Below are 19,886 nucleotides of genomic sequence, written 5' to 3'. Positions count from 1 at the left end.
GTGGGAACCGGTTTTGCGTTCGGAAGTGCGTGAAGGCAAAAAGATAGAGCGGCTCCAGTGAAACTGGAACCGCTCTATACAGCCGGTTTTTCATATCAAAATTTTGGCCTGATCAAATCGCGAAGCTTGTTCCGCAACCGCATGATGCTGTCGCATTTGGATTGCGTATCTGGAACGACTGCCCCATCAGATCGTCAACGAAGTCAATTTCTGAACCATCCATATAGGGTACTGAGATAGAATCGATTAGCACCTTGGCGCCAAGCTTCTCGATAACAATGTCATCATCGGACTGATCATCGACAAGATCATATTTGTAGGAAAAGCCGGAACAGCCGCCACCTTCGACAGAAACACGCAATGCGGTTTTGCCGGGCTCTGAATTGATAATCTTTGCAATCCGCTTGGCTGCGGATTCAGAAACGCTAATGTCTGTCATCTGCCTTGTTCCGCTTACAATTGCGTATAACGAAGTGGAATTACGAAATTCACAATCAACGCATACTTGCCATCATGTTTAGCTGATAGCTATGAACGCAGTGCGTGGAAGTCAATGTCCACCTGTCATTTACGTAATCATATTACAGTGAGGTACGCATCGCAATGTCCGGTCAGGAAATTGGGTCACTTGAAGGCATCGGCTTCGGTTATCGTGAACGCGCGCCTTATGCTTGCAATCCAACTTTGAGCCGTGGGCGGCTGGTATCTGAGCCTGAAAGCGCCACGCGAACCCCTTTTCAGCGCGACCGCGACAGAATCATTCATTCGACGGCTTTTCGTCGCCTGAAGCATAAGACGCAGGTTTTCATTGCGCATGAAGGCGATCATTACCGCACCCGTCTGACACATACGATTGAAGTGGCGCAGATTGCGCGTGCATTGGCGCGTGCCTTGCGATTGGATGAAGACCTCGCGGAAGCTGTGGCGCTTGTTCATGATTTTGGACATACGCCGTTTGGACATACCGGCGAAGACGCGCTCAACGAACGGATGAAGTCCTATGGCGGGTTTGATCACAATGCGCAGTCTTTGCGTATAGTGACGAAGCTTGAGCATCGTTATGCGGATTTTGACGGTCTGAACTTGTCATGGGAAACGCTTGAAGGACTGGTAAAGCACAATGGTCCGCTGATTGGCCCGTTTGTGTCTCATGCTGACGAGCCAGTTCCACAGCCTATCCTCGACTTTAACGAGCGCTACGATCTCGAATTGTCGCGTTTTGCGAGCCTTGAGGCGCAATGTGCGGCAATCGCTGACGACATTGCTTACAATGCGCATGATATTGACGACGGTCTTCGCTCTGGACTGCTGACGCTTGAAGGGCTCGATGAGGTGCCTCTGACGAAGCGGCTGCTGGATATTGTCAGAACGCGTTATCCGGCGCTTGATGCCGTGCGCACCGGGCATGAGCTTGTTCGTCGTCAGATCACGATCATGGTCGAAGATGTAATTGCTGAATCACAACGTCGTATCGCCAGCGCCAACCCACAAAGCGTTGAAGAGGTGCATGCGCAACCCCGCGCACTCGTAGGCTTCTCAGAAACGATGCGAGATGATGAAAAAGTTTTGAAACGCTTTTTGTTCAAGAACCTCTATTTTCATGACAGTGTCGTGGTCCGCAGGCAGGCTGCGGATAAGATTGTTCAAGACCTATTCGATATTTCATTTGAAAAGCCATCCATTATGCCAGCCGAGTGGCAGGCGGACTGGGAAACACTTGATCAGGCAGGCCGGGCACGTCGCGTTGCCGACTATTTGGCGGGCATGACTGACAATTATGCCGTGCGCGAACACCGACGATTGTTTGACCACACACCCGATTTAGCTTAATCGGGGCGTAACGAAGCGGGTGCTGGTGCTAAAACGCGTTGGTATTGCTGCTATTTTTATGACGAGCCAAGGCCGGAAAACACACTTATAGCCGGACGGAAGCCTGACAGGACGAACCATGAATATCTTTGCAGATTTCGACGCACGTATCAAAAAAACGTTGCAAGAGATTGATCTGAAAACGAAAGATGGCAGCGAGCTTGATCTGTCGCGTATCAGCGTGGAGCCACCGCGCGATGCTTCGCATGGTGATATTGCGACGAATGCTGCCATGGTTCTTTCCAAAGCTGTTGGTCAGAATCCGCGTGAGCTTGCAACGGCAATTGCCGATGCATTGAAGGCTGATGCTGATGTTGCAAGTGTTGACGTTGCAGGTCCGGGCTTCATTAATCTGCGTTTGAAAGATGTTTACTGGCAGCGCGAATTATCCGCGATGCTCAATGAAGCGACTGATTTTGGCCGCTCAAAGCTCGGCGCTGGGAAAAAAGTCAACGTTGAATATGTGTCGGCAAACCCAACCGGGCCAATGCATGTCGGTCATTGCCGTGGTGCGGTTGTCGGTGACGTGCTTGCAAACCTGCTGAAATTCGCTGGCTTTGATGTCGTCAAAGAATATTACGTCAATGATGCAGGCTCACAGATCGACGTGCTAGCCAATTCAGCAATGCTGCGTTATCGCGAAGCGCTAGGCGAAGAGATTGGCGAAATTCCTGCCGGTCTTTATCCTGGCGATTATCTGGTGCCAGTCGGCGAGGCGCTTGCCAAGGAATTTGGCAAAAAGCTTCTGGAAATGCCGGAAGAAGAAGCGCTCGTTCTCGTGAAAGAACGCACCATCAACGCGATGATGGCGATGATTCGGGCTGATCTTGATGCGCTGAATGTTCATCATGACGTGTTTTATTCTGAACGCACATTGCATGCAGATCATGCGCGCGCCATTCGTGCTGCAATCAACGATCTGACGCTCAAGGGCCACGTCTATAAGGGCAAGCTGCCACCGCCAAAGGGCCAGCTGCCAGAGGAGTGGGAAGACCGCGAACAGACCTTGTTCCGCTCGACCGAAGTGGGTGATGATATTGACCGTCCGCTGATGAAGTCAGACGGCGCCTTCACCTATTTTGCGGCTGACGTTGCTTACTTCAAAGACAAATATGACCGTGGTTTCAATGAGATGGTCTATGTGCTCGGCGCAGACCATGGCGGCTACGTAAAGCGTCTTGAAGCTGTCGCTCGCGCTGTTTCTGACGGTAAGGCCAAGTTGACAGTTCTGCTTTGTCAGCTCGTCAAACTGTTCCGCGACGGCGAACCCGTACGCATGTCGAAGCGTTCGGGCGAATTCATCACGCTACGTGAAGTGGTGGATGAGGTGGGTCGCGATCCGGTCCGTTTCATGATGCTTTACCGGAAGAATGATGCGCCACTTGATTTCGATTTTGCGAAAGTAACCGAGCAGTCAAAAGATAATCCGGTATTCTACGTGCAATACGCTTCGGCGCGTTGCCATTCGGTCTTCCGTCAGGCTGTTGATCAGCTTGGTCTTGCCGATCTGGATCGTGTTTCGCTTGGTGCACATCTTCACAAGCTGACCGATGAGAGCGAAATTGCACTTATCCGCAAGCTTGCTGAATATCCACGTTTGATCGACGCTGCGGCCACCCATCAGGAGCCTCATCGCCTCGCTTTTTACCTTTATGACCTTGCCAGCGCGCTGCATTCGCAATGGAATAGGGGTACAGAAAACCCAGACTTACGTTTTATTAAGGTTAACGATCCAGAATTGTCACTAGCAAGGCTAGGGCTGGTGCAGGTCGTTTCCGATGTTCTGACTTCTGGTTTGACGATTATCGGTGCGGATGCTCCAACGGAAATGCGCTAAGACGAACTGATCACTCGCAAGTTCAACAACAGTGTTGAGTGGGTGGTGGTAAGTCAAAAAGATGGAAGATCGACGGCGGGTTAAGTCGTCGGCCTTCCATAAGGCGCAGGTAACTTCCGTCAACTTTTGCCCACATTGCCTCGCTAAAATGTGATGTATCGAGACGTCTTGCGACGTCCAGGGTTTGAGTTAGGAACACACCATGACGGACAGCAGTGCTAATCCCCGTAATTACGGCGAGCGTCCGCTGCACGAAGACGATCCGCTGATGGAACTATCAAGGATCATGGACTTCGGCGCGTCTGCTGATACCAATGCCGCCCAAAATGATTTCCGGGGCGACTACAGGCCTGAGCCAAATTTTGATTCTGGTGACAGCGAGATTGCGTTCGATCTTGAGCGTGAGTTGCTGGGTGATTTTGGCAATGAACCAGAGCCGCAGCAATATACGGTGCCGTTTTCATCCCATTCTTATCAGGATGAAGCGCCCGCTCTGCATGAGGACCATCTGGCATCTGCTCTTGAAGAAGAGTTTGATCTGCAGATGGATGCACATGAACCAGCAGTTCAGTCCGCTGCTCCAGCGCAGTCTTTTGATTTTGTAGAAGCTGATCGCGCAGAACCTGTGCCGCAGTTCGACTACAATGATTATTCCGAAGCGCGTACAGCTTACGAAGACGTTCAACTGGATGCATATGCTGCAACCGCTGCCAACGCCCCTTCAGAGCAGGGCTACTCAAACTACAGCTCACCTGAATTTCAGGAGCGGGAATCGCAATTTGCTGATCCCTACGCGGGCGAGCCTGCCGGATATTCAACAAGCAGCCAGAACATCGGTAATGAATGGGAAATCCCATCCGCTACACCGTTTGAAGCCTCCCAGCCTGTAGAGCCTGCACATCAGGCGCTATCGCTTGAAGACGAGCTGGAAAGCTTATTGTTTGGTGATGAGCCTCAGGCTTCGTCTGCGCCAGAATCAGTTTATCAGCCGGCCTATCAAGATGAGCAGCAGCAGTTTGAAAACTATGCGCCTCGTTTTGAGAGCAATGTTGCTGAAGAGCCAGCCTATGCTGAGCCAGCATTTGATGATTTCTCGCTAGAAGATCCGCAGGCCTATACTTCTGTTGAACCAGCGACGAGTTACGCACCAGAAACCTATGCGCCTCGAACAACGTCTACCGCAGAAACTCCAGCTTATCCGCATTACACCCTGAGCAACTTCGCTGCCGGTGCTGCGACTGCTGGTGTGCTTACTTCTGAACCAGTGCAGCACGCGGCGCCTGCTTTCGAATCAGAGCAGCCCGAACTCGAAGACGATTTTTCGTTTGGTGACGATTTCTCACTCTCAGATGAGCCGGACTTTGCACGCGCTGTATCAGAATCAACCGATGATGATCAGTCAGGTCTGGAAGAAATTTCGTTCAGTGAAGACGACTTCGGTTTTGAGCCTTCGGGCGATGCCGCTACTGCTGCACCTGCTGATGCTTCGGCTGTCTTCACCGAAGAAGATTTCTTCACCGATGAAGATTTTGATTTGTCGCCCGATGCAGAAGAAGAGCCGGTCAGCCAGCCCGCTTATGCGCATGCAACTTATAGCGACGAAGATCGCCACCCTTCGGCACCATCATTTGCAAACTATGCAGACCAGCGTTCAGTGTTCGTCGCACCAGCGCCTGAAATCGAAACACTAAGCGTCTCTGAAGGCAAGGTTGATCAAACTCATTCGCTTGATCTGCCAGAAGTGAGCTATGGCGATGAAGATAACGGCACATCGCTAAACGATTTGGAAGCTGAGTTCGCTGAAGTGTTCAGCACCATCGATGTGGATGAATCAGCGGCGAAGGTCGAAGTCCAGAGCGAAGCCGACAAGGCTTTTGAGGACATCTTCCGCGAAAGCGCTTCGTCTTACATGCCAAGCGGTGGTGTTGCGGCTGGTGCAGCCCTTGGTCTTGGCGCTGCTGCGGCCACCGTTGCCTATGGACGCGCCAATCCAACCATCCCGTCGGCAACGCCACAAAATGCTGCTGCCAACAGCGACGACTTCTACAATCATTGGGCTGCGCAAGGTGCGCAGACCATGGAAAGTGGCGAATTTGGTACGCGTGCCGGTATGCAGCCAGAAGATGATCTTGGTGTTGCTGCGGAAGCCTATCGCAATCGTCCGGTTCGTGGACGCCGTGGTCTGATCCTCGCAAGCGTCGCGGGTCTGGCTGTTCTCATCGGCGGAATTGGCTATCACTTCCTTGGTGGCAGCGGCTCCGGCGAGCCTGTAGTGATTCGCGCGGATAACCAGCCGATCAAGATGCAGCCGGAAAATCCGGGCGGTGCGACTGTTCCTAATCAGGATAAGGCCGTTTACGACCGCGTTGCAGGTACATTGCCGAATAATCCTGAACAGAAGTCGCTTATTTCTGCGGGTGAAGAGCCTGTCGATCTTGGCGCTCAGGATAACGATGTTGGTGTGGATGATGGCCCAGAGCCAACCACTGCCGCTGCGCAGAATTCTGGACAGGATGCGCCATTGATCCAACCACGTGAAGTGGAAACAATGATCGTGCGTCCTGATGGCTCGATCGTTCAGGCACAACAGCCTGCGCAAACGGCACCACAGCCGACTGTTCCAGTTGCTGCGACGAATAATGATGCGCCGATTGCGCCACCAGCTGAAACCGATGAAATCGGAGCGCTTGCTGCTGCGGGAGAACTTCAGGCCCCAGTTGCCAATACGCCGACTGCACAGCCGGCAACACAGGCTCCAGCAGCACCTGTTCGTGCACCTGTGATTCCTTCACGCCCTGCTGAACAGCCAACCACGATTGTTGGTAACGTGCCGCAGCGCACACAGACGCCAGCACAGGCAGCCCCTGTGGCTGCTCCACAGGTCGCATCTGCGGCTGGTGGTGGTTACTTCATCCAGATCGCTTCGCAGCCATCTGCTGAACTGGCACAGAAGTCATATGCCAATATGGCGCAGCGTTATGGCAGCGTGATCGGTGGTCGTGCAGTTGACATCAAGCGCGCCGATATTCCGAACAAGGGCACTTATTACCGTGTTCGTGTTCAGGCCGGTTCGAAAGAAGAAGCGAATGCGCTTTGCGGTCGCTTTAAGACGGCGGGCGGCAGCTGCTTCGTAACGCAGTAAGCAATCGGATAAATGAATTTGAAGAGGGCGGCTTTGGCCGCCCTTTTTCGTGAGACTACCAAGCTAAATGTTTTTCGGTTAAGTCATAATCACTGATTTTGAGTGCAAATGAATCGAAGGAATATCGCATGAGCGAATGCAAGGCGTGGATTGCAGGTGTAGCCGGTACAGAGCTGACGCCAGATGAGATAGCCTTCTTCCGTGATGAAAAGCCTTGGGGCTTTATTCTCTTCGCACGCAATGTCGAAAGCCTTGAACAGGTTGCCGATTTGACCGCACAATTGCGCGACGTGACAGATCGCCCGCAGATGCCGGTGTTTATCGATCAGGAAGGTGGGCGCGTGCAGCGCCTTCGTCCGCCACTGGTTCCAAATTATCCCGCAGCTGCGGAAATTGGCGCGATCTATAACCGCGATCATGAAGCAGGTCTGCGCGCTGCATGGCTCCATGCGCGGTTGCACGCATTCGACCTGCTTAAAGTTGGGGTGAATGCAGATTGTCTGCCTGTGCTCGATGTGCCGATTGAGGGCGCGCATGATGTGATTGGTGCACGTGCTTATTCTAAAAATCCGCATGAAGTGGCGCTGATGGGACGTGCTGCCGCCGAGGGCTTGCTTGCGGGTGGTGTCTTGCCAGTTATCAAGCATATGCCGGGGCACGGTCGTGCATTCAGCGATACGCATAAGGAACTGGCACGGGTTGATGTGCCTTTGTCTGAGCTGGTCACGCATGATTTCGTGCCATTCAAAGCGCTCAATGATCTGCCAATGGCCATGACTGCGCATGTGATCTTTGATAGCGTTGATCCGAAAAACCCGTCAACGCTTTCGCCAACGGTAATCAACACTGTCATTCGTGATGTCATCCAGTTTGATGGTTTGATCATCAGCGACGATATTTCGATGAAGGCGCTTTCCGGCGATCTTGGTGATATTGCGGAAGGCATCACCAATGCGGGTTGCGATATTGTTCTTTATTGCGCGGGCGTGATGGAAGAACTCAAAAAGGTCGCCCCCCGCGTTCCAATTTTGGAGGGCAAATCGCTCAAACGTGCAGAGCTGGCTGAAGTCTATGCTGGTGAACCTGATTTGTCAGATGAGGCGGAACTACGCGAAGAGTTTGGACAACTGTTTCAGGCAATAGCTTAACAGGCAATTCTTAGGATAAGATGTCCTGAAAAGGTCAGTGGCGTTTATGCACTGGCCATCAGGACGACAGGATAAGCGGGTGGCCGGATCAGAAACCAACACAAGCAGCAAAGACGGTGCAAATGTGCCGATGGATGCTCTGTGGCAAAATGAATCTGACATCGACAATGATGAACCCTCACTGTTAGTCGATGTGCAGGGCTTTGAAGGTCCGCTGGATTTGCTGCTGCATCTTGCGCGAACGCAGCGTGTTGATCTCTCCCGCATTTCTGTTTTGGCGCTTGCGGAACAATATCTGGGCTTTGTAGAGCAGGCGCAAGCTCTCAAGCTTGAATTGGCCGCCGATTATCTCGTTATGGCGGCGTGGCTTGCTTATTTGAAGTCCAAGCTTCTGATCCCCAAGCAGAAAGGCGATGACGAAGCCACAGGTGAAGAACTGATCGCCACGCTGCAATTCCGCCTTAAGCGCCTCGAAGCCATGCGCGACGCTGCGGCGAATCTCGTTAACCGTAAACGTCTGGGACGAGACGTTTTTGCACGTGGAATGCCGGAACTGGTTGTCGTTGATCGCTCAAGCCAGTTTTCTGCTACGCTTTATGAGTTACTGACTGCTTACACATCGCAGCGACAGCGCCAGAGCGTCACACATGTTCAGATCGAAAAACGTGCCGTTTGGTCTTTGAAAGAAGCACGCAGCGCGCTTGTACGGCTAATGGGAATAAGTGAGGACTGGATCGCGCTCGACCGCTTCCTGATAAATTATGCGCTGACGCCGCAAGAACGCGCATCGGCTTTGGCAAGCTCGTTTGCTGCAAGTCTTGAGCTTGTGCGCGAAGGCAAGCTGGAAGTGCGTCAGAATGCGCCCTTTGAACCAATCTATATGCGCGCTCATGCTCGATTGAACGAACTGGATGAGGACGCAGATGTCTGAGACAGAAATCGCAATGGATGACTTTGATAACGATGCTGAAAATCCAGAATCATCAATGACACTTGCTGAGTTTAGCCGGATTGCCGAGGCGATTATTTTTGCCTCTGCAGAACCAGTCACAGAGCGGGCACTGTCCGAACGTCTGCCGGGCAATGTTGATTTACCCGCTGTGCTCAATCATTTGCAAAAAATCTATGAGGGCAGGGGCGTCAATCTGCTTCGGGTTGGCACAGCATGGGCTTTTCGTACCGCACCTGATCTCGGATTTCTTTTAAGCCGTGAAACAGTTCAGCAACGCAAACTATCGCGTGCTGCGATGGAAGTGCTGGCGATCATTGCCTATCATCAGCCTGTGACGCGCGCAGAGCTGGAAGATATTCGCGGCGTTGAAACATCAAAGGGTACGCTTGATGTGCTGATGGAAACGGGCTGGATCAAGCTGCGCGGTCGCCGCCGCACGCCGGGTCGTCCGGTGACTTATGGCACGACCGACGCTTTTCTCGACCAGTTTGGTTTGCCAGAGATTCGCGATCTTCCGGGATTGGAAGAATTGCGCGGGGCAGGGCTTTTGTCTGCGCGCATTCCGTCTGGTTTTTCGGTGCCGGTACCAAATGTTGATCCCGACGAATTGACTGATGACGAAGAGCCACTGGAAGATATTGATCTTGAAGGATTGGGGCTGCTCGCGCCGCGCGGTGATTGATTTAAAACAAGATACGACAAATAAAATTGGTGTATCTTCATTCACGGTCACACTTCTGTTTGAAAGATTTGTTGAAAACGCTTAAATCGTAATCAGCAATACAGGAATAAGCCGTGGTTCACGGCATTGAGAGGAATAAAATGGGTAGCTTTTCTATCTGGCACTGGCTGATCGTTCTCGCAGTTGTGCTGCTTCTGTTCGGTCGTGGCAAAATTCCAGAACTGATGGGCGATGTTGCCAAGGGTATCAAGAACTTCAAGCAGGGCATGTCTGAAGAAGATGCTGCGAAGGAAGATGCTAAGGCTGACGCACGAACAATTGATGCGCGTGCTGACGATACCGTCAAGGATGTCAAGAAGACGACAAAGTCCTGATGTGATCTGGTTCGGGCTGCGTGCAATGCGGTACGCAGCATGAATAACAATTCAAGCGGATTGCAATAACCTCTATGGAGGTAAAATTGTGATCTGAGTTGCGGTTTTCCGCCGAAATACGGGGCGCGCGCAAAAGCGCGGAGTATCAAATATGTTCGATATCGGTTGGTCTGAACTGCTGATTATCGCGATCGTGATGATCGTGGTGGTTGGGCCTAAGGATTTGCCGAAGATGCTCAGGGCTTTCGGTAAGGCGACTTCGCGGATGCGCAGCACCGCAAATGAGTTTCGCAATCAGTTCAATGAAGCTTTGAAAGAAGCTGAGCTTGAAGATGTGAAGAACATTGTTGATGAGGCGCGCAAGCTTGATCCGCGCTCGAAACTTACACAGGTCTTTGATCCGATTCGCAGTGCTGGTGAGGATATTCGCGCTGGTCTCCAGTCTACGACGTCCATGTCACCCGCTGAGCCCGCAAAATTTGCAGAAGTGACAACGCCTGTTGAGCCAAATGGCGCAACGGTTCCTGTTGAAGCGCCGGTCGAGAAGCCCGTTGCTAAGCCAAAAGCACCGCGCAAGAAGGCCGCCGCCGCAGTCGAAGCACCCGTGGCAGAAAAGCCGGTTAAAGCAAAAGCGACGACAGCGAAGCCTAAAGCAGTTGTTGCAGCATCTGACGCTGTTGCAAAGCCAGCCGCGCCCAAGCCCGCTAAGGTCGCTGTCGCGAAGAAACCAGCTGTGGCAAAAGCTACGACCACAAAACCTGCCGCTCCCGCTAAAAAGACCACGAAGAAGACGACTGAAAAGACAGGAAGCAAAGCTTGAAACCGGATGAGGCTGAAATTGAACAGAGCGCAGCACCGCTGCTCGAACATCTGATCGAACTGCGCCGCCGCCTGATTTGGGCGATTCTGGCGTTTTTCATTGCGTTTGTTATCTGTTTTGCCTTTGCGAAGCATCTCTTCAATCTGCTCGTCTTGCCCTATCAGTGGGCAATAGACTGGGCCGGTATGGATCGCTCGAAAGCCGAATTGATTTATACAGCGCCGCAGGAATTCTTCTTCACGCAGGTAAAAGTCGCCATGTTTGGTGGCATTGTGCTGGCATTTCCGATCATCGCGGCGCAGATTTATAAGTTCGTCGCTCCTGGTCTTTATAAACATGAGCGTATGGCATTCCTGCCATTCCTGATTGCCTCGCCGATCCTGTTTCTGATTGGTGGTGCGCTAGTCTATTTCTTCTTCACCCCGATGGTGATGTGGTTCTTCCTTGCCATGCAGCAGAGCGGCGGCAACGGTGAAGTGCAGATTTCACTTCTGCCTAAGGTTTCAGAATATCTGAGCCTCATCATGACGCTCATTTTCGCCTTTGGTCTGGTGTTTCAGTTGCCAGTCATTACAAGCCTGATGGCGCGTGTTGGCTTGGTCACATCGCAAGGCCTGAAAGACAAACGCAAATATGCGATTGTTATTGCTTTTGTGGTGGCTGCGGTTCTGACCCCTCCAGACCCTGCGAGCCAGATCGGTCTTGCTATACCTGCAATCCTTCTCTACGAGATTTCTATCATATTGGCCCGAATGATCGAGAAGCAGCGGAACGAAGCGAAGGACGAGGCTGACGCCGAGGACAGCGCTCCAACTTCCTGATCTGGACTTATGTTAAACAGAGGCTGCATGATCGCAGCCTCTCTCTTGTTAAATTACACGAAACGGCTTTTCCCATGCTCGACATCAAATGGATTCGCGAAAACCCTGAAGCTCTTGATAAGGCGCTTGCTAAGCGCGGATCTGAGTCGCGTTCGTCCGAACTGATCGCGCTGGATGAAAAGCGCCGTGAGCATGTCGGCAAGGTTCAGGCTGCTCAGGAACGTCGCAACGCTGCTTCCAAAGAAATCGGCAAGGCTATGGCCGAAAAAGACGCTGAAACAGCTGATCGACTGAAAGCGGAAGTCGGCGAGCTGAAGGCCTTTTTGACGGAAGCGGAAGAAACCGAACGTCGTCTGATCAAAGAACTCAATGACGCGCTTTCGACGCTGCCAAATATTCCGGGCGACGATGTTCCGCTTGGCGAAGATGAAGCAGGCAATGTTGAAATCCGTCGCATTGGAAATCAGCGCAATTTTTCGTTCACGCCAAAAGAGCATTATGAGCTTGGCGAAGCGCTAGGTTATATGGACTTTGAACGCGCTGCAAAAATTGCAGGTTCGCGTTTCACGGTTCTTAAAGGCCCGCTTGCGCGTCTTGAGCGTGCACTCGGACAGTTCATGCTTGATTTGCACACCACTGAGCACGGCTACATGGAAACCATGCCGCCGCTGATGGTGCGTGACGAAGCTGTTTATGGCACAGGACAGTTGCCAAAATTCACTGAAGATCTTTTCCGCACAACCGATGGTCGATGGCTCATTCCAACGGCAGAAGTGCCGCTGACCAATCTGGTTGCCGATGAAATCGTTGACGTGAAAACCTTGCCGCAGCGCTACACAGCATTGACGCCATGTTTCCGCTCGGAAGCGGGTTCTGCCGGCCGTGATACGCGCGGCATGCTGCGCCAGCACCAGTTCCTTAAAGTGGAAATGGTGTCGATTACTGATGCAGACAGCTCGGCTGCGGAACATGAACGCATGACTGCTTGTGCCGAGGAAGTGCTGAAACGTCTTGGATTGCCGTTCCGCACGGTTGTGCTTTGCACTGGCGATATGGGCTTTGGCGCGCAGAAGACATATGACATCGAAGTATGGATGCCGGGTCAGAATGCTTATCGCGAAATTTCGAGCTGCTCGGTTTGCGGTGACTTCCAGGGCCGTCGCATGAATGCGCGCTATCGTCCGGAAGCGGAAAAAGCGACGCGCTTTGTGCATACGCTCAATGGTTCGGGCGTTGCTGTTGGCCGTGCATTGATTGCTGTTATGGAAAATTATCAGCAGGAAGATGGCAGCATTCATATTCCTGAAGCATTACAGCCATACATGGGCGGCCTTACGCGCATTGAGAAAGCCGCGTAGTTAAATCTTATGATCTGAATGAAGGAGTGACGACGTGCGAATTTTGCTGACGAACGATGATGGTATCCACGCTGAAGGCCTCGCAGTTCTGGAGCGTATCGCACGCAAGCTCTCAGACGATGTCTGGGTTGTTGCTCCCGAAACAGATCAGAGCGGCCTTGCGCATTCGCTCACACTGTCAGAGCCGCTTCGCCTGCGCCAGATTGATGAACGTCACTTCGCACTGCGCGGCACACCGACCGATTGCGTTATCATGGGCGTGCGTCACGTGCTGCCTGAAGCGCCAGACCTCATTCTGTCGGGCGTTAATTCTGGCGCTAACATGGCTGACGATGTCACTTATTCCGGCACTGTTGCAGGTGCTATGGAAGGTACACTTCTCGGTGTGAAGGCAATCGCTCTTTCGCAGGAGTATGATTACGACGATGGCCGTCGTGTTCTGCCTTGGGAAACTGCAGAAACGCATGCGCCTGAGCTGATTAAAAAACTCGTCGAAGCTGGCTGGCCTGAAGGCGTTTTGATCAATTTGAATTTCCCGAATTGCGCACCTGATGAAGTCAAAGGCACTCGCGTGACTGCGCAGGGCAAACTCAGCCATGATGCGCGTCTTGATGAGCGTCTCGATGGTCGTGGCTTCCCTTATTTCTGGCTGCAATTTGGCCGCACGAAAGCTGAAGTTGCAGCGGACAGTGATGTCGCTGCGATCAAGGGTGATTTTATTTCCGTAACGCCGCTCCAGCTCGATCTGACCGCGCAGAAGGTCCGTGCAGATCTCAGCAAGGCACTTGGTGTTGAAGCACTTGGGGTCGAAGCATGAATCAGGCTGTGTCTGAACGCCCGCAGCTTTCGGACAGGGAAGGATTTGCATCCTTCGTCATGCGCATGAGAGCGCGCGGCATCAATGATGCCCGCCTCTTTGGCGCAATTGAAGCAACGCCACGTCAGAGCTTTATGGGCTCTGCGTGGTCGCATCTTGCTTTCAGCCAACGCACTGCGCCGCTTGATTGCGGCGAATATATCGAAGGCATCGACGATCAGGCGCGCATGATTGCAGCGCTTGATCTTGAGGCGGGTCATCGTGTGCTGGAAATTGGCACAGGTTCCGGCTTTACCGCCGCTGTCATGTCGATGTTGTCTGGCCGTGTGACGACGGTTGAGCGTTATCGCAAGCTTTGCGACCGCGCCTTGCAGCAGTTCGTGACACTTAAGCGTGAAAACATCATGGTCAAACATGCTGATGGTCGTCATGGCATGCCGGGCGGACCATTTGACCGAATCATAATCTGGCTGGCGTGTGAAGATATTCCACGTCATTTCGTGGAGCTTCTTGCGACACATGGTGTTCTGGTAGCACCAGTCGGCCCGGGTGACGACGTGCAAATGGTAACGCGTATTGCGAAAGTTGGTAGCCGTTTTGAGCAGGCCAATATTATGCCTGTTCGTTATCAGCCGTTTATTGAAGGCATATCCTCCGTTTTGTGAGGAAATTGCTCGCCTTTGGTTCCATACAAAAAACTTTTTTACAGCGCATATTTGCTTACGGCGCGGCGTTTCTGTGTGCTTATGGTGTCTAATTGGTGAATATTTTTTATAAGAAATCTCCATTCTTAACCAGCGAGTAACATTAACGCGTTTTAATGAGTCCAAGTGAGTTCTAGAGTTGGGCGAGTTGATCATGCGTTTTCCAATATTGCAGCATACGTCTGAACGTCTCCTGCGAAATGCAGCGATCGTTCTCATTGCAGGTTTTGGTGCAGGGTGTAGCGCCGATACAATGCGCTTTACCGATGGCATGTTTACGGGCTCCACGCCTAATCAGCGTGTTGTTCAGCAGCAGCCGGCTAATGATGTTTACGCATCTGCACCGATAGCTGCGGCACCACCTGTTTCAAGTGGGTCCGTTCAGCGCAACAGTTTGCCGCCAGTGTCTTCGGCACCTGTCGCTGCCGCTGCAACGCAGGCACAAAATCAGGTGAACCAGACGCGTGACGTGGCAGCGAGCCATGTCAATAATGCCGGAACGCAGGTAGCAAGCGCTGCCGGTGCTGCAAACAATGCAGCCGCTAATGCGAAGGCGAATGTTCTTGGACAGTTGCCAGCAACCGCTAATGGTGCGCCAATTCCTGCTGCTGGTCATGTTGTGGCGCCTGTTGCTGCCGCTGCTGCGGGTGGTTATGCGGTTAAATCTGGTGATTCGCTCTTCTCGATTGCGCAGAAGCACAACGTACCAGTTGAACAGTTAAAGCAGGCGAATGGCCTTTCCAACGGTGCAATCCGTGTAGGCCAGAATCTTGTTATTCCATCGACAGCGGGTGCCGCAACGCAGGTTGCAGCCGTATCGCCACAGCCGGTCAAGCCAGCCGTTGCCGCACCAGTGCAGACTGCTTCGGTTGCACCGAATGAAGCTTCAAACGTCAAGCCTTATACGCCGCCATCAGCGAGCAATAAGGTCATCGAAGACGCTGAAAAGGATCAGTCCGCAGCACCATCATCGACCGGAATTTCGCAGATGCGCTGGCCGGTTCGTGGTCGCGTTCTCGCAAGCTTCGGTCAGCGTGATGGCACTTCGGTCAATGACGGTATCGACATCATGGTGCCGGAAGGTACTGCTGTAAAAGCTGCTGAAAACGGCGTTGTTATCTATTCGGGCGATGGCTTGAAGGAATTCGGACAGACGGTTTTGATCCGTCACGACAATGGGCTTGTAACCGTCTACGGACATAACAGCCAAATCCTCGTGCAGCGTGGCCAGAAGGTTCGTCGCGGCGAAGATATTGCAAAGTCCGGCATGAGCGGCAACGCGAAGTCGCCAAAGCTGCACTTTGAAGTGCGTAAGAATTCATCGCCGGTCAATCCTTCCAAATATCTGGAATCATAACCGGAACTCGATCGCAGAAGTATGAAAGGCGGGTTTTAAACCCGCCTTTTTTTATCGAAATCTATATTGCTTTTCCAAGTCGGCCAGCCAGATCCTGAATATACTGCCAGGCAACACGGCCCGAGCGATTGCCGCGTGTGGTTGACCATGTCAACGCCTCTGCATGCAGTAGCTTTGAATCGTAATCCAGCTGGTAATTCGCGGCATAGCCATCAACCATCGCCAGATAGTCTTCCTGATTGCATTTGTGGAAACCAAGCCACAGGCCAAAGCGATCAGACAATGATACTTTTTCTTCAATCGCCTCCGATGGGTTCACAGCAGTTGAGCGTTCATTGTCGATCATGTCACGCGGCATTAGGTGACGGCGATTGGATGTCGCATAGAAAATCACATTGTCCGGGCGACCTTCTACACCGCCTTCAAGGGCTGCTTTCAGCGACTTGTAAGACGTATCATCATGATCGAATGACAGATCATCGCAGAACAGGATAAAGCGGTAAGGCCCTTCCTTTATGAGGTTCATCAGGGCAGGGAGGCTGTCGATGTCTTCGCGATGAATTTCAACGAGTTTCAGCGGAAGCTTGTCGGCCTGTTCAGCATTGACGCTGGCTTGCGCTGCCTTGACGAGCGAGGATTTGCCCATGCCGCGCGCGCCCCAAAGAAGGACGTTATTAGCCGGATAACCTTTAGCGAAGCGGCGTGTATTATCGACAAGCTGATCGCGCACCAGATCGACGCCACGGATAAGTCCGATATCGACGCGGTTGACGCGCTTAACCGCATCAAGTGTCAGACGCTCAGGCGCCCAGACAAAACAGTCTGCAGATTCAAGATCGGGTGTTGTGGGTTGTGGCGGCGCGATACGCTCCAAAGCCGCGATCAGGCGGTCGAGTTTCTGGCTCAGTATATTTTCGGTGGTCATTCCATGCCCTCAGCTAATGAGGATGATGGCTTAACATGCAACAACCAGCAGGAAAAGTGTTAGACCTTGACCGACTGAAGCCATCGTCGGTTGCAATTGGCGCACTAACCATTGTAATGCCATTAAGAATTTGTCTTTGAGACTTCCAGAGGAGTACCTAATGTTTGTAACACCAGCTTATGCTCAAGCTTCCGGCGGCGTAATGGGCCCAGATATGCTCATGAGCATTCTGCCTTTCGTTCTGATCTTCGTTATCATGTATTTCCTCATCATCCGTCCACAGCGGACGCAGATGAAGAAGCGTCAGGAAATGCTGGCTGCTGTTCGTCGCGGTGATACAGTTGTAACGGGTGGCGGCATTGTCGGTAAAGTCCAGAAGGTCCATGACGATGGTGAACTCGACGTTGAAATCGCCGAAGGCGTAAAGATTCGCGTTCTGCGCAGCGCTCTTTCTGAAGTGCGCGTTAAGGGCGAACCAGTCGCTGATAACAAGAATAAGTAATTTTTGATTTGAACAGGCCCCGGTAAGGATTCCCTACCGCATAATTCTTAAACTTGAGACAGTTTAAGAATTATGCAGAAGATATAAATGGTTAGTGCGCTGTGCGCTCTAACCGGGGCCTGTTCATTATTGTGAAGCGCGCGTAAAGCGCATGCTTCCCACAACACCGGCTGTATTTCGCATCCGGTTTAAGTTCTTCCAGCCGAAACGGAATTGCTGCCCGATGCTATATTTTTCACGTTGGAAATCGGCTCTGATTTGGTTGGCAATCATCGCCAGCTTCATCATTGCATCGCCCAATTTTTTCTCGCGTGAAACTCTGGCTAATCTGCCCGGCTTTCTACCCACAAAACAGGTCGCTCTCGGGCTTGATCTGTCGGGTGGTTCCCGCCTTGTCCTTCAGGTGCAAAACCCTGGCCGAGGCGATGTCGACCGCACCAAAGACGTTATGCGTCAGCGTCTTGAGGAATTGGGTTATGGCAACCCGATTGTTGATGAAGAAGGCCGCAATCGTATTCGTGTTGAAGTTCCGGGGCTTTATGACGCGCAGCTTCTAAAAGATATTCTCAGCATTCGAGGCGAACTGTCGTTCCTTGCTGTTGATGATAGCATGTCGCCCGATGATGTGATTCGCGGTGGTGCTTCGCCGACGGATAGTTCGATTATTTATTCTTCTGACGATCCGCCCGTTGGCTATCTCGTTAAAAAGCAGCCAATTTTCACAGGAGCGGACGTTGTCGATGCAAAAGCGACGCTTGGTGGCGATGACAATGAACCTGTCATCACTCTGACACTGGATGAGAAGGGGCGCAGTGCGCTCGCAGCCGCGACCGCTCAGGTCACCGATAAGACTTTTGCTATCGTCGTCGATAATCAGGTCGTTTCTGCACCTGTCGTTGACGAGCCGCTTGATACCGATGAATTGCAGATTTCGGGTGCCTTCGATTTGCAATCGGCCAACAATATGTCGGTCGTTCTGCGTTCAGGTGCTCTGCCCAAGGCCGTTACAGTTCTGGAAGAACGCACAATCGCATCTGCATTGGGTGACGATTATGCGAGTGCTGCAGTTTCCGCAGCATTGCTCGCAATGGTGCTCGTCGGCCTGTTTATGATCCTGTCCTATGGCGTCCTCGGCGTGATTGCCATGGTGGCGCTTGTCGTCAATATGGTCATTCTCGTTGCGGTGATATCGCTGATCGGGGCATCCATAACGCTTGCGAGTGTTGCGGGTATCGTCCTTATTATCGGTATGGCGGTTGACGCCAATATTCTGATTTATGAACGCGTTCGTGAAGATCGGCGCAAGGGCTATTCCGTTGTTCAGGCAATGGAATCGGGCTTCTACCGTGCGCTTTCCACGATTGTTGACGCCAACTTGACCACGATGATTGCAGCGCTCGTGCTGTTCCTGATGGGGTCAGGCCCGGTTCATGGTTTTGCGCTTACCGTCACAATTGGTATTCTGACGACACTGTTCACGACGCTGACTTTCACGCGTCTGCTGATCGCACAATGGGTGCGGACTGCAAAGCCGAAGGAAATTCCAAAGCGTCGTCTGAAGCTGGTGCCGACGGTTACACATATTCCGTTTATGCGTTTGCAATTCGTAACGCTTGCGATTTCAGTCCTTGCTTCAGCAATCGTTGTCGCGCTCTTCGTCAATATTGGCTTCAACTACGGTATCGATTTCCGTGGCGGCTCAATGGTCGAATTGCAGGCGCGCAGCGGTGACGCAGATCTGCCAGACATTGAAGAACGCATGAGCGAGCTGAACATCGACAGCGCGCGTGTGCTGCCTGCAAAGTCGCCACGCTCAGCTCTTGTTATCATCGGCAGTCAGGAAGTGGGTGACGATGCCGAGCAGACCGTTGCAGTGAAACTGCGTGGCGAGTTCGAGCAGGATTATTCGTTCCAGCGTGTTGAAGTGGTCGGCCCGACAGTATCCGAGCAGCTTTCACAGGCAGGGCTTCTGGCACTGTTTTTGTCTCTCGCCGGTATTTTCGTCTATGTCTGGGTGAGATTCCGTTGGCAACTGGCGTTGGGTGCGGTTCTTTCCACACTTCACGACGTGATCATTCTGGCGGGCGTGTTCATCGTCTTCCGAATGGAATTCAATCTGTGGAGTGTTGCGGCGGTTTTGACGATCATCGGTTACTCGCTCAACGATACCATCGTGATCTATGACCGCGTGCGTGAAAACCTGCGCCGTTATAGCAGTGCTCCATTGCCCGCGATTATCGACGCCTCGATCAACCAGACCTTGTCGCGTACCCTGCCGACAGCCTTTGTGACTTTCATTGCGCATATTCCGCTCTATATGTTTGGTGGTGCCGATATTCGAATGTTCGCACTGGCACTGAGCGTGGGTATCATCGTTGCGACGTATTCTTCGATATTTATCGCAGCACCTTTGCTGGTTCAGTTCGGCCTCAAACCGCGAGAAGCAGACAAAGATGCAATGAGTGATGATCTTGAGCAGTCGCTCAATCTGGATAATTAGAGCACATCCCGAAAAGTGGGAACCGGTTTTCGGAACAAGATGTGCGCAAAAATGGACAGAGCATTTCTAATGACTCAA

17 protein-coding genes are annotated in these 19,886 nt (G+C 52.2%); 15 read left to right on the top strand and 2 right to left on the bottom strand.

Translation table 11 applies throughout. The features are described 5' to 3' along the window. Nucleotides 1-112 precede the first annotated feature (112 nt). Nucleotides 113-439, bottom strand: coding sequence for an iron-sulfur cluster insertion protein ErpA (gene erpA, locus ACOZHT_RS00710; protein WP_421565254.1), 327 nt, complete (start codon nt 437-439; stop codon nt 113-115). 164 nt (nt 440-603) lie between these two features. Between erpA and ACOZHT_RS00705 the strand changes: the two genes are divergently transcribed. The 13 genes from ACOZHT_RS00705 to dipM all read left to right on the top strand — a co-directional run bounded on the left by ACOZHT_RS00705 (nt 604) and on the right by dipM (nt 15,881). Next, nucleotides 604-1,830, top strand: coding sequence for a deoxyguanosinetriphosphate triphosphohydrolase (locus ACOZHT_RS00705; protein WP_339508471.1), 1,227 nt, complete (start codon nt 604-606; stop codon nt 1,828-1,830). A gap of 118 nt (nt 1,831-1,948) precedes the next feature. Continuing rightward, nucleotides 1,949-3,706 (top strand): arginine--tRNA ligase, encoded by a 1,758-nt coding sequence (gene argS, locus ACOZHT_RS00700; protein WP_339508472.1) that lies wholly within the window; start codon nt 1,949-1,951, stop codon nt 3,704-3,706. Between the two features lie 202 nt (nt 3,707-3,908). Continuing rightward, nucleotides 3,909-6,848 carry an SPOR domain-containing protein gene (locus ACOZHT_RS00695; protein WP_339508473.1) on the top strand — a complete coding sequence of 980 codons (2,940 nt, stop codon included), beginning with the start codon at nt 3,909-3,911 and terminating at the stop codon, nt 6,846-6,848. Between the two features lie 128 nt (nt 6,849-6,976). Then, a complete protein-coding gene (nagZ, locus tag ACOZHT_RS00690; protein ID WP_339508474.1) occupies nt 6,977-7,996 on the top strand; it encodes a beta-N-acetylhexosaminidase in 1,020 nt (339 codons plus the stop codon). Between the two features lie 79 nt (nt 7,997-8,075). Continuing rightward, the gene (locus ACOZHT_RS00685) at nt 8,076-8,927 is read left to right on the top strand and encodes a segregation and condensation protein A (RefSeq protein WP_421565253.1); all 852 of its coding nucleotides are present in this window, start codon (nt 8,076-8,078) and stop codon (nt 8,925-8,927) included. Further along, nucleotides 8,920-9,630: an SMC-Scp complex subunit ScpB gene (gene scpB / locus ACOZHT_RS00680; protein ID WP_421565252.1), complete on the top strand. Its 711-nt coding sequence runs from the start codon at nt 8,920-8,922 to the stop codon at nt 9,628-9,630. Before ACOZHT_RS00685 ends, scpB begins: the two co-directional genes overlap by 8 nt. 140 nt (nt 9,631-9,770) lie before the next feature. Then, the gene (locus ACOZHT_RS00675; protein ID WP_250039724.1) at nt 9,771-10,004 is read left to right on the top strand and encodes a twin-arginine translocase TatA/TatE family subunit; all 234 of its coding nucleotides are present in this window, start codon (nt 9,771-9,773) and stop codon (nt 10,002-10,004) included. A 151-nt stretch (nt 10,005-10,155) separates the two neighbouring features. Then, complete coding sequence (gene tatB / locus ACOZHT_RS00670; protein WP_339508477.1) at nt 10,156-10,824, top strand: Sec-independent protein translocase protein TatB; 669 nt, start codon at nt 10,156-10,158, stop codon at nt 10,822-10,824. Then, nucleotides 10,821-11,645: a twin-arginine translocase subunit TatC gene (tatC, locus tag ACOZHT_RS00665; protein WP_339508478.1), complete on the top strand. Its 825-nt coding sequence runs from the start codon at nt 10,821-10,823 to the stop codon at nt 11,643-11,645. Before tatB ends, tatC begins: the two co-directional genes overlap by 4 nt. A gap of 74 nt (nt 11,646-11,719) precedes the next feature. Continuing rightward, on the top strand, nt 11,720-13,003 hold the full coding sequence (gene serS, locus ACOZHT_RS00660) for a serine--tRNA ligase (protein WP_339508479.1): 1,284 nt from the start codon (nt 11,720-11,722) through the stop codon (nt 13,001-13,003). 34 nt (nt 13,004-13,037) lie between these two features. Continuing rightward, entirely contained in the window at nt 13,038-13,820 is a 783-nt protein-coding gene (surE, locus tag ACOZHT_RS00655) for a 5'/3'-nucleotidase SurE (protein WP_421565251.1), read from the top strand. Further along, nucleotides 13,817-14,485, top strand: a complete 669-nt coding sequence (locus tag ACOZHT_RS00650) for a protein-L-isoaspartate(D-aspartate) O-methyltransferase (RefSeq protein WP_339508483.1) — start codon at nt 13,817-13,819, stop codon at nt 14,483-14,485. The genes surE and ACOZHT_RS00650 overlap by 4 nt, the downstream gene beginning before the upstream one ends. 178 nt (nt 14,486-14,663) lie before the next feature. Further along, complete coding sequence (gene dipM / locus ACOZHT_RS00645; RefSeq protein ID WP_339508485.1) at nt 14,664-15,881, top strand: cell division endopeptidase DipM; 1,218 nt, start codon at nt 14,664-14,666, stop codon at nt 15,879-15,881. 61 nt (nt 15,882-15,942) lie between these two features. Here dipM and ACOZHT_RS00640 read toward each other — a convergent pair whose 3' ends face one another. Further along, nucleotides 15,943-16,806: an ATP-binding protein gene (locus ACOZHT_RS00640; protein ID WP_339508487.1), complete on the bottom strand. Its 864-nt coding sequence runs from the start codon at nt 16,804-16,806 to the stop codon at nt 15,943-15,945. A 160-nt stretch (nt 16,807-16,966) separates the two neighbouring features. On the opposite strand from ACOZHT_RS00640, the gene yajC reads away from it, so the two are divergent. Then, on the top strand, nt 16,967-17,308 hold the full coding sequence (yajC, locus tag ACOZHT_RS00635; protein WP_339508489.1) for a preprotein translocase subunit YajC: 342 nt from the start codon (nt 16,967-16,969) through the stop codon (nt 17,306-17,308). A 151-nt stretch (nt 17,309-17,459) separates the two neighbouring features. Continuing rightward, nucleotides 17,460-19,808 carry a protein translocase subunit SecDF gene (gene secDF, locus ACOZHT_RS00630; protein ID WP_339508491.1) on the top strand — a complete coding sequence of 783 codons (2,349 nt, stop codon included), beginning with the start codon at nt 17,460-17,462 and terminating at the stop codon, nt 19,806-19,808. Nucleotides 19,809-19,886: the final 78 nt, after the last annotated feature.

The organism is Ochrobactrum sp. EDr1-4 (assembly GCF_049199085.1).
In the GTDB taxonomy this organism is placed as follows: Bacteria; Pseudomonadota; Alphaproteobacteria; order Rhizobiales; family Rhizobiaceae; genus Brucella.
The sequence above is the reverse complement of the archived record's forward strand: the minus strand, read 5'-3'. Positions and strand labels throughout refer to the sequence as shown.

Excerpts from the sequence above, each read along its gene's own strand:
- erpA (WP_421565254.1), bottom strand. The coding sequence starts at position 439 with ATGACAGACATTAGCGTTTCTGAATCCGCAGCCAAGCGGATTGCAAAG.
- ACOZHT_RS00705 (WP_339508471.1), top strand. The coding sequence starts at position 604 with ATGTCCGGTCAGGAAATTGGGTCACTTGAAGGCATCGGCTTCGGTTAT.
- argS (WP_339508472.1), top strand. The coding sequence starts at position 1,949 with ATGAATATCTTTGCAGATTTCGACGCACGTATCAAAAAAACGTTGCAA.
- ACOZHT_RS00695 (WP_339508473.1), top strand. The coding sequence starts at position 3,909 with ATGACGGACAGCAGTGCTAATCCCCGTAATTACGGCGAGCGTCCGCTG.
- nagZ (WP_339508474.1), top strand. The coding sequence starts at position 6,977 with ATGAGCGAATGCAAGGCGTGGATTGCAGGTGTAGCCGGTACAGAGCTG.
- scpB (WP_421565252.1), top strand. The coding sequence starts at position 8,920 with ATGTCTGAGACAGAAATCGCAATGGATGACTTTGATAACGATGCTGAA.
- ACOZHT_RS00675 (WP_250039724.1), top strand. The coding sequence starts at position 9,771 with ATGGGTAGCTTTTCTATCTGGCACTGGCTGATCGTTCTCGCAGTTGTG.
- tatB (WP_339508477.1), top strand. The coding sequence starts at position 10,156 with ATGTTCGATATCGGTTGGTCTGAACTGCTGATTATCGCGATCGTGATG.
- serS (WP_339508479.1), top strand. The coding sequence starts at position 11,720 with ATGCTCGACATCAAATGGATTCGCGAAAACCCTGAAGCTCTTGATAAG.
- ACOZHT_RS00650 (WP_339508483.1), top strand. The coding sequence starts at position 13,817 with ATGAATCAGGCTGTGTCTGAACGCCCGCAGCTTTCGGACAGGGAAGGA.
- ACOZHT_RS00640 (WP_339508487.1), bottom strand. The coding sequence starts at position 16,806 with ATGACCACCGAAAATATACTGAGCCAGAAACTCGACCGCCTGATCGCG.
- yajC (WP_339508489.1), top strand. The coding sequence starts at position 16,967 with ATGTTTGTAACACCAGCTTATGCTCAAGCTTCCGGCGGCGTAATGGGC.
- secDF (WP_339508491.1), top strand. The coding sequence starts at position 17,460 with ATGCTTCCCACAACACCGGCTGTATTTCGCATCCGGTTTAAGTTCTTC.